Source organism: Enterobacter sp. CFEC122, assembly GCF_052983755.1.
On the sequence record NZ_JBRIQR010000018.1, the window covers coordinates 90,546 to 103,099 of the forward strand.

General features: G+C 56.9%; 12 protein-coding genes and 1 tRNA gene. 3 read left to right on the forward strand and 10 right to left on the reverse strand.

What is annotated here, in order from left to right:
• Nucleotides 1-47: 47 nt before the first annotated feature.
• Nucleotides 48-1,523 (reverse strand): ketol-acid reductoisomerase, encoded by a 1,476-nt coding sequence (ilvC, locus tag ACVCAM_RS14540; protein ID WP_008501571.1) that lies wholly within the window; start codon nt 1,521-1,523, stop codon nt 48-50.
• Nucleotides 1,524-1,675: 152 nt separating this feature from the next.
• Between ilvC and ilvY the strand changes: the two genes are divergently transcribed.
• Nucleotides 1,676-2,566: an HTH-type transcriptional activator IlvY gene (gene ilvY / locus ACVCAM_RS14545; RefSeq protein ID WP_023293577.1), complete on the forward strand. Its 891-nt coding sequence runs from the start codon at nt 1,676-1,678 to the stop codon at nt 2,564-2,566.
• Nucleotides 2,567-2,611: 45 nt separating this feature from the next.
• Here ilvY and ilvA read toward each other — a convergent pair whose 3' ends face one another.
• From ilvA to ilvL, 7 genes are all read right to left on the reverse strand, one after another.
• Nucleotides 2,612-4,156 (reverse strand): threonine ammonia-lyase, biosynthetic, encoded by a 1,545-nt coding sequence (ilvA, locus tag ACVCAM_RS14550; RefSeq protein WP_025912232.1) that lies wholly within the window; start codon nt 4,154-4,156, stop codon nt 2,612-2,614.
• A 2-nt stretch (nt 4,157-4,158) separates the two neighbouring features.
• Entirely contained in the window at nt 4,159-6,009 is a 1,851-nt protein-coding gene (ilvD, locus tag ACVCAM_RS14555) for a dihydroxy-acid dehydratase (protein WP_025912231.1), read from the reverse strand.
• A gap of 60 nt (nt 6,010-6,069) precedes the next feature.
• Complete coding sequence (gene ilvE / locus ACVCAM_RS14560) at nt 6,070-6,999, reverse strand: branched-chain-amino-acid transaminase (protein WP_023326297.1); 930 nt, start codon at nt 6,997-6,999, stop codon at nt 6,070-6,072.
• Between the two features lie 18 nt (nt 7,000-7,017).
• Entirely contained in the window at nt 7,018-7,281 is a 264-nt protein-coding gene (gene ilvM, locus ACVCAM_RS14565; protein WP_003860184.1) for an acetolactate synthase 2 small subunit, read from the reverse strand.
• On the reverse strand, nt 7,278-8,924 hold the full coding sequence (gene ilvG / locus ACVCAM_RS14570) for an acetolactate synthase 2 catalytic subunit (protein WP_025912230.1): 1,647 nt from the start codon (nt 8,922-8,924) through the stop codon (nt 7,278-7,280). Before ilvG ends, ilvM begins: the two co-directional genes overlap by 4 nt.
• Before the next feature lie 2 nt (nt 8,925-8,926).
• Complete coding sequence (gene ilvX / locus ACVCAM_RS14575) at nt 8,927-8,977, reverse strand: peptide IlvX (protein ID WP_192930497.1); 51 nt, start codon at nt 8,975-8,977, stop codon at nt 8,927-8,929.
• 86 nt (nt 8,978-9,063) lie between these two features.
• Nucleotides 9,064-9,162: an ilv operon leader peptide gene (ilvL, locus tag ACVCAM_RS14580; protein WP_001311244.1), complete on the reverse strand. Its 99-nt coding sequence runs from the start codon at nt 9,160-9,162 to the stop codon at nt 9,064-9,066.
• Nucleotides 9,163-9,503: 341 nt separating this feature from the next.
• Here ilvL and ACVCAM_RS14585 point away from each other — a divergent pair, with 341 nt between their 5' ends.
• Nucleotides 9,504-11,024: a YifB family Mg chelatase-like AAA ATPase gene (locus ACVCAM_RS14585; protein WP_025912229.1), complete on the forward strand. Its 1,521-nt coding sequence runs from the start codon at nt 9,504-9,506 to the stop codon at nt 11,022-11,024.
• Between the two features lie 30 nt (nt 11,025-11,054).
• On the opposite strand, the gene ACVCAM_RS14590 is transcribed toward ACVCAM_RS14585, so the two are convergent.
• On the reverse strand, nt 11,055-11,393 hold the full coding sequence (locus ACVCAM_RS14590; protein WP_008501577.1) for a DUF413 domain-containing protein: 339 nt from the start codon (nt 11,391-11,393) through the stop codon (nt 11,055-11,057).
• Between the two features lie 118 nt (nt 11,394-11,511).
• Between ACVCAM_RS14590 and hdfR the strand changes: the two genes are divergently transcribed.
• Nucleotides 11,512-12,333 carry an HTH-type transcriptional regulator HdfR gene (hdfR, locus tag ACVCAM_RS14595; RefSeq protein ID WP_021242824.1) on the forward strand — a complete coding sequence of 274 codons (822 nt, stop codon included), beginning with the start codon at nt 11,512-11,514 and terminating at the stop codon, nt 12,331-12,333.
• A 99-nt stretch (nt 12,334-12,432) separates the two neighbouring features.
• Here the strand turns inward: hdfR and ACVCAM_RS14600 are convergent.
• Nucleotides 12,433-12,508: transfer RNA gene (locus ACVCAM_RS14600), tRNA-Trp, on the reverse strand.
• Nucleotides 12,509-12,554: the final 46 nt, after the last annotated feature.

The window sequence follows — 12,554 nt, forward strand, 5'->3', positions numbered from 1 at the left end:
TTACGGTTTTGTAGGTCGGGTAAGCAAAGCGCCACCCGACAAAGTTGTTAACCCGCTACCGCGATACGCTTCATGTCGGTCATGTAGCCACGCAGTTTGTGACCCACTTTCTCGATCTGGTGGCTGCGAATCGCTTCGTTCACATCGCGCAGCTGCGCGTTGTCCACGGCACCTTCTGCAATCGCTTTACCCAGATCGCCCGGCTGCAGAGTGGTCATAAACTCTTTCAGCAGCGGTACGCAGGCGTAAGAGAACAGGTAGTTACCGTATTCTGCAGTATCAGAGATAACCACGTTCATTTCGTACAGACGCTTACGGGCGATGGTGTTCGCGATCAGCGGCAGCTCGTGCAGTGATTCGTAGTACGCAGACTCTTCAATGATGCCGGAATCCACCATGGTTTCGAACGCCAGCTCAACGCCTGCTTTCACCATCGCGATCATCAGCACGCCTTTATCGAAGTACTCCTGCTCGCCGATTTTACCTTCGTACTGTGGCGCGGTTTCGAACGCGGTCTTACCGGTCTCTTCACGCCAGGTCAGCAGTTTCTTATCGTCGTTCGCCCAGTCAGCCATCATGCCGGAAGAGAACTCGCCGGAAATGATGTCGTCCATATGTTTCTGGAACAGTGGCGCCATGATGGTTTTCAGCTGTTCAGACAGCGCGTAAGCACGCAGTTTTGCCGGATTGGACAGACGGTCCATCATCAGCGTAATACCGCCCTGCTTCAGCGCTTCGGTGATGGTTTCCCAGCCGAACTGAATCAGTTTTTCCGCGTATGCCGGGTCGGTGCCCTCTTCAACCAGCTTATCGAAGCACAGCAGAGAACCGGCCTGCAGCATGCCGCACAGAATGGTCTGCTCGCCCATCAGGTCGGATTTCACTTCGGCAACGAAGGACGATTCCAGCACGCCCGCACGGTGGCCGCCGGTCGCCGCTGCCCATGCCTTGGCAATCGCCATGCCTTCGCCTTTCGGATCGTTTTCCGGGTGAACCGCGATCAGCGTCGGCACGCCGAAGCCACGTTTGTACTCTTCACGGACTTCGGTACCCGGGCACTTCGGTGCCACCATCACTACGGTGATGTCTTTACGGATCTGCTCGCCCACTTCAACGATGTTGAAGCCGTGGGAGTAACCCAGCGCCGCGCCGTCTTTCATCAGCGGCTGTACGGAACGCACAACGTCTGAGTGCTGCTTGTCCGGCGTCAGGTTAACCACCAGATCCGCCTGCGGGATCAGCTCTTCGTAGGTACCCACTTTGAAGCCATTTTCGGTCGCTTTGCGCCAGGAGGCACGCTTCTCGGCAATCGCTTCTTTGCGCAGGGCGTAGGAGATATCCAGACCGGAGTCACGCATGTTCAGGCCCTGGTTCAGACCCTGTGCGCCACAGCCGACGATGACCACTTTTTTACCCTGAAGGTAGCTCGCGCCATCGGCAAATTCATCGCGCGCCATGAAGCGGCATTTGCCCAGCTGCGCCAGCTGCTGGCGCAAGTTCAGTGTATTAAAGTAGTTAGCCATGGGTGATACCTCGTGATGTTGTGTGTCTTATTGTTCGGTTCGCGTTTCAGCGAGAATGTACCCACATTACAACAGGAAATTTATTGCGGAAATTGATATATTCACAACGTCACATTGCAATTTATGCAATGTAAAAAGAGGGAGTGGAATCGGTGGATTTACGCGATCTGAAAATGTTCCTGCACCTGGCGGAAAGCCGTCACTTTGGCCGCAGCGCCCGGGCGATGCACGTCAGCCCCTCCACGCTTTCGCGCCAGATCCAGCGCCTTGAGGAAGACCTCGGCCAGCCGCTGTTCGTGCGCGATAACCGCACCGTCACCCTCACGGAAGCGGGCGAAGAGCTGCGTATTTTTGCCCAGCAGACGCTGTTGCAGTACCAGCAGCTGCGGCACTCTATCGATCAGCAGGGGCCGTCACTCTCCGGTGAGCTGCATATTTTCTGCTCCGTGACCGCCGCCTACAGCCATCTGCCGCCCATCCTTGACCGCTTTCGCGCGGCGCATCCGTCGGTTGAAATTAAGCTCACTACCGGCGACGCTGCCGACGCGATGGAAAAAGTGGTGACAGGCGAAGCGGATCTCGCCATTGCCGGGAAGCCGGAAACCCTGCCGGGCGCGGTAGCGTTCTCGATGCTGGAAAATCTGGCGGTGGTGTTGATTGCCCCGGCGCTGCCCTGCCCGGTGCGTAACCAGGTATCGGTGGAAAAACCGGACTGGTCCACGGTGCCGTTTATCATGGCCGATCAGGGCCCGGTTCGCCGCCGCATTGAGCTGTGGTTCCGCCGTCAGAAAATCAGCAACCCGTCGATTTACGCCACCGTCAGCGGCCATGAGGCGATGGTGTCGATGGTGGCGCTGGGCTGCGGCGTGGCGCTGCTGCCGGAAGTGGTGCTGGACAACAGCCCGGAGCCGGTGCGCAATCGCGTGATGATTTTAGAGCGCAGCGACGAGAAAACGCCGTTTGAGCTTGGCGTGTGCGCACAAAAAAAGCGGCTGCATGAGCCGCTTATTGATGCGTTCTGGACGATACTGCCGAACCACTAAAGCCGGGTGGCGCTGCGCTTACCCGGCCTACATGCCGCTCAGCCCTTAGCCTGCCAGGAAGAAGCGGAACGCCGGGTTGTGGGTTTCGTCATGGCACTCGTAGCCCAGCTCGTTCAGCCGCGTTTCGAAATCCGGCTCGTGCTCGCCCAGTTCGAACGCCGCCAGCACGCGGCCGTAGTCGGTGCCGTGGCTGCGGTAGTGGAACAGAGAGATGTTCCAGTGCGTGCCCAGCGTGTGCAGGAACTTGAGCAACGCGCCCGGCGATTCCGGGAACTCAAAGCTGAACAGGCGTTCCCTGAGCGGCTTCGAAGGACGACCACCGACCATGTAACGCACGTGCAGCTTCGCCATCTCGTCGTCGGAGAGATCGACTACGCTATAGCCGCCCTCATGCAGCAGGCTGAGGATCTCTTTGCGCTCCTCCACGCCGCGGCTCAGACGCACGCCGACAAAAATACAGGCGTCTTTAGCATCGGCAAAACGGTAGTTAAACTCCGTCACCGAACGACCGCCCAGCAGCTGACAGAACTTCAGGAAGCTGCCCTTCTCTTCCGGAATGGTCACCGCCAGCAGCGCTTCACGCTGTTCGCCCAGCTCGCAGCGCTCGGACACGTAGCGAAGACCGTGGAAGTTCACGTTGGCACCGGAAAGCACGTGCGCCAGACGCTCGCCGCGAATGTTGTGCTGCGCGATGTATTTTTTCATGCCCGCCAGCGCCAGCGCGCCGGAGGGTTCCGCCACCGCACGCACGTCTTCGAACAGATCCTTCATCGCCGCGCAGATCGCATCGCTATCCACCGTGACGATATCGTCGAGATATTCCCGGCACAGGCGGAACGTTTCGTCGCCAATGCGCTTCACCGCCACGCCCTCGGCAAACAGCCCGACGCGCGGCAGGTCGACCGGATGCCCGGCATCCAGCGCCGCTTTCAGGCAGGCGGAGTCTTCCGCTTCCACGGCAATGACTTTGATCTGCGGCATCAGCTGTTTGATCAGCACCGCCACGCCTGCGGCTAAACCACCGCCGCCCACCGGGACAAAGACGCGGTCGAGATGGGCATCCTGCTGCAGCAGCTCCAGCGCCAGCGTCCCCTGCCCGGCAATCACCATCGGGTGGTCGAACGGCGGCACCCAGGTGAACCCCTGCTGCTGCGCCAGTTCAATCGCTTTGGCTTTTGCTTCGTCAAAGTTGGCCCCGTGGAGCAAGACTTCGCCGCCGAAACCGCGCACCGCGTCGACCTTGATATCGGCGGTAGCAACCGGCATCACGATCAGCGCTTTCAGCCCCAGACGGGCAGACGAGAACGCCACGCCCTGCGCGTGGTTGCCCGCCGATGCGGTAATCACCCCGCGCGCTTTCTGCTCGTCGGTCAGCCCGGCCATCATCGCGTAGGCACCGCGCAGCTTGAAGCTGTGCACCGGCTGGCGGTCTTCGCGCTTCACCAGGATGACGTTGTCGAGGCGCGAAGAGAGTTTTTCCATTTTCTGCAGGGGAGTGACCTGCACGGCTTCATAGACCGGCGCGCGAAGCACCGCCCTGAGATATTCCGCCCCCTCGGGGGCGGCGGATAAGGGTTGCGACTCGGCCATCGTTAGCCCCCAAGTTTAGATTTATCGCGCACCGCGCCTTTATCTGCACTGGTGGCAAGGCTCGCGTAGGCGCGCAGGGCGAAGGAAACTTCACGCTGGCGGTCTTTCGGCGTCCAGGCTTTATCGCCGCGCGCTTCCTGCGCTTCACGACGCGCCGCGATCTCCTGGTCGCTCAGCTTGAGCTGAATGCCGCGATTCGGAATGTCTATTTCGATCAGGTCGCCGTCTTCGATGATGGCGATGTTGCCGCCGCTTGCCGCTTCCGGCGAAACGTGACCGATGGAGAGACCAGAGGTCCCGCCGGAGAAACGACCGTCGGTGATCAGCGCACAGGCTTTACCGAGGCCCATGGATTTCAGGAAGGTGGTCGGGTAGAGCATCTCCTGCATGCCCGGCCCGCCTTTTGGACCTTCGTAGCGAATGACCACCACGTCGCCTTCCACCACTTTGCCGCCGAGGATGGCGTCTACCGCTTCATCCTGGCTTTCGTACACCTTCGCCGGACCGGTGAATTTCAGGATGCTGTCGTCCACGCCAGCGGTCTTCACGATGCAGCCATTTTCCGCAAAGTTACCGTACAGCACGGCCAGGCCGCCGTCTTTGCTATAGGCATGCTCCAGCGAGCGGATGCAGCCTTCAGCGCGGTCATCGTCCAGGGTATCCCAGCGGCAGTCCTGCGAGAACGCCTGGGTAGTACGAATACCAGCAGGGCCCGCGCGGAACATCTTTTTCACCGCGTCGTCTTTGGTCAGCATCACGTCGTACTGGTTCAGCGACTCAGGCAGCGACAGGCCAAGCACGTTTTTCACGTCACGGTTCAGCAGCCCGGCGCGATCCAGCTCGCCGAGGATACCGATGACGCCACCCGCGCGATGCACGTCTTCCATATGGTACTTCTGGGTACTCGGTGCGACCTTACACAGCTGCGGCACTTTACGGGAGAGCCTGTCGATGTCGCTCATGGTGAAGTCGATTTCGGCTTCCTGCGCGGCGGCCAGCAGGTGCAGAACGGTGTTGGTGGAACCACCCATGGCGATGTCCAGGGTCATGGCGTTCTCGAACGCCGCTTTGCTGGCGATGCTGCGCGGCAGCGCGCTGGTGTCGTCCTGCTCGTAGTAGCGCTTAGTCAGCTCAACGATGCGTTTACCAGCACTGAGGAACAGCTGCTTACGGTCGGCGTGGGTCGCCAGCAGCGAGCCGTTGCCCGGCTGAGAGAGGCCCAGCGCTTCGGTCAGGCAGTTCATGGAGTTCGCCGTGAACATACCGGAACAGGAGCCGCAGGTCGGGCACGCGGAGCGCTCCACCTGGTCACTCTGCTCGTCAGAGACTTTCGGGTCCGCGCCCTGAATCATCGCATCGACCAGGTCGAGCTTGATGATTTTGTCGGAGAGCTTGGTTTTCCCCGCTTCCATCGGGCCACCGGAGACGAAGATCACCGGAATGTTCAGGCGCAGGGAGGCCATCAGCATCCCCGGGGTGATTTTGTCGCAGTTGGAGATACAGACCATCGCATCGGCGCAGTGGGCGTTAACCATGTACTCTACCGAGTCGGCGATCAGCTCGCGCGACGGCAGTGAATAGAGCATGCCCCCATGGCCCATCGCGATACCGTCATCCACCGCAATGGTGTTGAACTCTTTCGCCACGCCGCCGGAGGCTTCGATTTGCTCGGCAACCAGCTTACCGAGATCGCGCAGGTGCACGTGGCCCGGTACGAACTGGGTGAAGGAGTTCACCACGGCGATAATTGGCTTGCCGAAATCGGCGTCGGTCATTCCGGTGGCGCGCCACAGCGCGCGGGCACCGGCCATGTTACGGCCGTGGGTGGTGGTGGCTGAACGATACTTAGGCATGCTTTATTTACTCCCGTCTGACTATGTAATGGGACGGTGCGTGCCGTCCCAAATTTATATTTAGTGATTAACCTGATCCAACCAGCCGTATTTATCTTCTGTCTCGCCGGTGAAGAGGCCAAAGAACGCTTGCTGAATGCGTTTGGTGACCGGGCCACAGCGGCCCTCGCCCACCTGAATGCCGTCTACGCTGCGCACCGGGGTGATTTCAGCCGCGGTACCGGACATAAACACTTCATCGGCCAGGTACAGGGATTCGCGGGACAGCACCTGCTCGCGCACTTCGATACCCAGATCTTTCGCCAGCTTGATGATGGCATCACGGGTGATGCCCGGCAGCGCGGACGAGGTGAATGGCGGCGTAAACAGAATGCCGTCTTTCACTTCAAACAGGTTTTCACCTGCGCCTTCGGAGATGTAGCCATTCACGTCGAGCGCGATACCTTCCTGGTAGCCGTGACGGCGCGCTTCGCTGCCGACCAGCAGGGAAGAAAGGTAGTTACCGCCCGCTTTCGCCGCGGTCGGGATGGTGTTTGGTGCAACGCGGTTCCAGGAAGAGACCATTGCGTCGATCCCCTGCTCCAGGGCTTCAGCACCCAGGTAGGCACCCCATGGGAACGCGGCAATGATCACATCGGTGTTGTAACCGGCTGGCGGGTTCACGCCCATACCGACGTCACCCACGAAGACCAGCGGACGAATATAGGCGCTAGTCAGGTTGTTCTTACGGATCACGTCGCGGCAGGCTTCCATCAGCTCATCCACGCTCTGAGAAACCGGGAAACGATAAATTTTGGCTGAGTCATGCAGACGCTGCATATGTTCGCGATGGCGGAACACCACTGGCCCTTTGTGAGAATCGTAGCAGCGGATGCCTTCAAACACGGAGGTACCGTAATGCAGCGCGTGGGACATCACGTGGACCTTCGCGTCCTCCCAGCGAACCATCTCACCATTGAACCAAATGTAATCAGCTTTTTTTGTCGTCATTTTTTCGTCCTGTCACGCTTAAGCGCGGATTTGTTGTGATGTGGTTGTGCTCTGGCAGATGGCAACATGGGCAACGTCTACCAGCTTTGATAACTGACTAAACAGTAAGTCGACCGGCCGCGGGCTGGCAACGGTTAATTCGATACTGATGTTTTGCGCGTCGGTGGCCGTCTCCATATTCATAGAGCAAATCTGAAAACCACGATGGCGCACCACGCGCAAAACGCGTTCTAATGTTTCCGGGTTGAAGCGAGCCTGCACGGCGACCTGATGTTGCATCATGATAATTTCTCCAGCATTTGTGAGTTACTGGCACCGGGCGGTACCAACGGCCAGACGTTCTCAAGCTCGTCGATTGAGACATGAAGCAGGTATGGCCCTTCGCTTGACAGCATGGTGTCGAGTGCCGCTTCAACCTGGTCTTTACGGGTGATGTGCTGGCCAGGAATGCCGAAGGCGCTGGCCAGGGTGAGGAAATCGGGGTTATCGGTCAGGGTGGTTTCACTGTAACGTTCCTGGAAGAACAGCTGTTGCCACTGGCGAACCATCCCTAAACGCTGGTTATCGAGCAACACGATCTTCAGCGGTAACTGCTTGCGCTTCACGGTGCCGAGCTCCTGAACGTTCATCATGAAGGAGCCGTCACCGGAGATACAGATAACGGTATCGTTCGGGCGGGCAACCTGTGCGCCAACCGCGGCTGGCAGACCGAAGCCCATCGTCCCTAACCCGCTGGAAGTGATGAAGTTTTCCGGACGGGTGTAGGTCATGTGCTGGGCGGACCACATCTGATGCTGGCCGACATCGGTCGTCACCACGCTGTCGGCGGGCTTACGGTCGGACAACTGCTTCAACAGCAGCGGCGCGTAGATGGCCTCGCCGGGATGGTCGTAACGCCAGGCGTGTTCAGCGCGCATATCGGCGGTATGCTGACGCCATGCGTTGATATCCAGCGGCTGCTGCAATGCCGGTAACAGCGCGTTGAGATCGCCCTGCAGCGCGACGTGCGCCTGACGCAGCTTGTTCATCTCCGCCGGGTCGATATCCATATGGATAACTTTGGCGTTCGGCGCAAAGGTATTCAGCTTACCGGTGACGCGGTCGTCAAAACGGGCACCGACGGCGATGAGCAGATCGCACGCCTGCACCGCCAGGTTTGCCGCTTTGGTGCCGTGCATCCCCAGCATGCCCAGATAGTAGGGGTAATCGGCATCTACCGCACCCAACCCTTTCAGCGTGCAGGTGGCAGGCATTTGCGTTGCCGCGATAAATTCGCGCAGGGCAGGAACCGCCTGCGCCATGCCTACGCCACCGCCAACGTACAGCATCGGCTGTTTCGCCTGCACCAGCATCTGACGCGCCTCTTCAACTTCCGCATGCGGAAACGCGTCGTCGTTTCCAACGGTGGAGAAGTGCGGCTCCAGTTCGCCGTGTGCGACCTGGATATCTTTCGGGATATCGACCAGAACCGGACCAGGGCGACCGGAGCTGGCAACCTCGAATGCTTCTGCCATTACGCGCGGCAGCTCTTCCAGAGACTGAACGAGAAAACTGTGTTTGGTGCAGGCCAGCGATAAACCGAGTACATCGACTTCCTGGAACGCGTCGGTGCCGATGAACGGAGAGGCAACCTGTCCGGTGATGGCAACAACGGGAACAGAATCCAGCAGTGCATCAGCCAGACCGGTGATCAGGTTCGTTGCGCCCGGACCTGAGGTCGCCATACAGACACCGGTTTTACCGGTGGCACGGGCATAACCGATGGCGGCCATCGCTGCGCCCTGCTCGTGTCGGCACAACAGGTGCTCCACGCCGCCGTCATACAGTGCATCGTAAATCGGCATAATTGCGCCACCCGGATAACCGAATACTGTCTCGACTCCCTGCGCGCGCAACGCATGTACTACCCACTGTGCCCCATTCATAGTTAGTTCCCCGTCATAAATCGGGAGAAACAGAATTTTGTGCTACTTGTCATTCTCTGCTCCTCATTTACGTTTTTTAGTCATAAAAAAACCCCCGGACCTTTCGGTGCGGGGGTCTTAGTTCGTTAAGGCTTGATTTCTAAGCCTTTCCTCGTCCAAGTGCAGCCCCGCACGGTGGGATAATAATCACCACCACGCTAATCACGACCAGGCTAATCACTCGTAGAAGGGCTGTCATTTTCAGTTCTTTTTGCATCTTGTTCGAAGGAATACCTAAAGAGTTATCACAGTTTTTCAATCAAACACAAGATTTATTTATGCCGGATTTGGTTAGCCCGCGAATCATATTTCTTAAAATCGTTGTTTTATATACGGAAATTAGAAAATGAATATTTTTCACTTTTTTACTCCTCCGCTAACCGTCAAAACAGGTTTTTTTTCGCTCTGCGAGGAGGGTTCCACGATTGTGCAATAGTTTCAGTGTGCTTTTAAAATCCCTGAACAGGCAGCGTAAATTCGCTAAATAGCGCTAAACAGGCATAACGCGTACTGGCATAGTGACACCAGGAGGTAGTGCAAATGTCACTGTCAGTTGTTTATACGCGTGCGGCTCTCGGGGTAAAGGCACCGCTTGTTTCCGTAGAGGTTCATTTGAGTAATGGGCTGCCCGGACTCACGCTTGTCGGGTTACCTGAAACGACGGTTAAAGAGGCCAGGGATCGCGTTCGCAGCGCAATAATAAATAGCGGTTATACCTTCCCCGCGAAGAAGATCACCATCAACCTTGCCCCCGCCGATCTGCCCAAAGAGGGCGGGCGATACGATTTACCTATCGCAATTGCGCTTCTCGCGGCTTCTGAGCAGCTTACTACGACCAGGCTAGGCTCGTACGAGTTCGTGGGTGAACTCGCGCTCACAGGCGCATTGAGAGGCGTTCCCGGTGCGATATCGGGAGCGCTGGAAGCCATTCGTGCAGGGCGGCAAATCATTGTCGCCAATGAAAACGCATCAGAAGTGAGTCTTATTGCCGAAAAGGGGTGCCTCATCGCCGGGCATCTTCAGGAAGTGTGTGCCTGGCTGGAAGGCCGACATGAACTGTCCGAGCCGGAGGAGTGCGACGAGGCTGTAGCAGATGTGCCAGAAGATCTCAGTGAGATCATGGGACAGGAGCAAGGTAAACGGGCGCTGGAGATTACGGCTGCAGGCGGACACAATCTCCTGCTGATTGGCCCGCCTGGTACAGGTAAAACGATGCTGGCGAGCAGGCTGAGTGGGTTGCTCCCGCCGCTCAATAATCATGAAGCGCTGGAAAGCGCTGCCATATATAGCCTCATCAGTTCGGCATCGTTGCAAAAACAGTGGCGCCGTCGCCCTTTTCGTTCCCCACATCATAGCGCTTCTCTGACGGCAATGGTCGGCGGTGGGTCTATCCCCGGACCGGGTGAGATCTCACTGGCACACAATGGCATTCTGTTTCTTGATGAGTTGCCTGAGTTTGAGCGTCGCGTGCTGGATGCACTGAGAGAACCTATTGAATCTGGAGAAATACATATCTCGCGCACGCGGGCCAAAATAAGCTATCCCGCGCAGTTTCAACTGGTCGCTGCGATGAACCCCAGCCCCACGGGGCATTATCAGGGCAACCATAACCGCTGTACGCCAGAGCAGACGCTGCGCTATCTGGGAAAGCTTTCCGGCCCATTCCTCGACCGTTTCGATTTATCCCTCGAAATCCCCCTCCCGCCGCCGGGCCTGCTCAGGCAGACGGGCATAACGGGTGAGAGCTCAGTAAAAGTGCGCGAGCGGGTGATCGCTGCCCAGGCACGACAATACGCCCGTCAAAACAGGCTGAATGCTCGGCTTGATAATGCCGGGATCCGGCAGTTTTGTTCGCTTAACAGTGAAGATGCAGGATGGCTTGAGGAGACGTTGACGCGCTTTGGGCTGTCTATACGAGCGTGGCAACGTTTGCTAAAAGTGGCCAGAACCATTGCTGACGTGGAGGGATGTACTGACATTGAGAGGAAACACTTGCAGGAGGCGCTGAGTTACCGCGCTATCGATCGTTTGCTGCTGCACCTGCAGAAGTTGCTGGCATAAAAAAAGGGGCCGTAGCCCCTTCTTATCATCTTAGTCATCAGACTCGGTGTAGTCTTCTGCACCTTCCATCTGCGGCTTACCGCCAGACAGCGTATGGAAGCGCTTTGGACGCTTAATGCGTGCCATATACTTGATCCATACACGTTCCGCTTCAGACTGCGGCTCACGCTCACCACGGCAAACAGAAACAAACTGTTTTTCGTCTTCAGTAGCAGGCTCACGCTTGCCCAGATCCAGCTCGTTAAAGGCATAACCATGGCGCTCAAGCAGTTGAGCTTCTTTGATGGTGAAATCGCCGTGACGAGAGAACCCGCGCGGATAATGTTTATTGTCGAAAAAACGATTAGTCGTCGTAAAGCTTTCCGCCATCCTACACGCTCCTAATTCTTTGGCCGAGCTATTTATGGCGCGGAGTATTAGTTACGCTTGACAGAGTGTAAAACAAAACATTTAAATCATAACGACAAATAATTTTGCGGAGAAAGATGTGGATACGGAATTGCTTAAAACTTTCCTTGAAGTGAGCAGAACACGCCACTTTGGGCGAGCAGCTGAAGCCCTTTACCTGACGCAGTCAGCAGTCAGTTTTCGTATTCGACAGCTGGAAAATCAACTGGGTGTGAATCTTTTTACCCGCCATCGCAACAATATCCGCCTCACGCCCGCCGGCGAAAAACTACTGCCGTACGCAGAAACGCTGATGAATACCTGGCAGGCGGCACGCAAAGAGGTTGCACATACTTCGAGGCATAATGAGTTCTCGATAGGGGCCAGCGCTTCCCTGTGGGAATGTATGCTAAGTCAGTGGCTTACCCGGCTTTATCAATCTCATAGCCACCTGCAATTTGAAGCCAGGATTGCGCAACGGCAGTCGCTGGTTAAGCAACTTCATGAGCGCCAGCTTGATCTTCTTATCACAACCGAAGCCCCCAAGATGGACGAATTTAGCAGCCAGATTGTGGGCCAGTTTGGCCTGGCGCTTTATGCCTCTGAACCTTCGATGATGAAGGCAGACTTGACCTATTTGCGCCTGGAATGGGGGCCTGATTTTCAGCAGCATGAGACGGGCTTGATTGCACCTGATGACGTCCCACAGTTAACGACCAGCTCTGCAGAGATCGCCTGTCAGCAACTGCCCTTGCTGAGAGGTTGTACCTGGTTACCTGTTCGCTGGGCAGACACTAAAGCTGGGCTGCATACCGTAATGGATTCCACCACGCTTACCAGACCGCTGTATGCGATTTGGCTGCAAAACAGTGATAAGCAGTCGCAGATAAAAGATCTGTTAAAAATCAATGTAATGGATTGATACATCAGCCAGCAGGAATGCTGGCTGAATAGTAAGAAGAGATGTTTTTACAGTCTTTCAGGCAAAAAAAAATCCTTTGCCGAAGCAAAGGATTCTATATGGCAGGGGCGGAGAGACTCGAACTCGCGACACCCGGTTTTGGAGACCGGTGCTCTACCAACTGAGCTACGCCCCTAAAGTCTTTTTGCCATTAAGCCTGCCAGTAAGGCAGGCTTAATGTC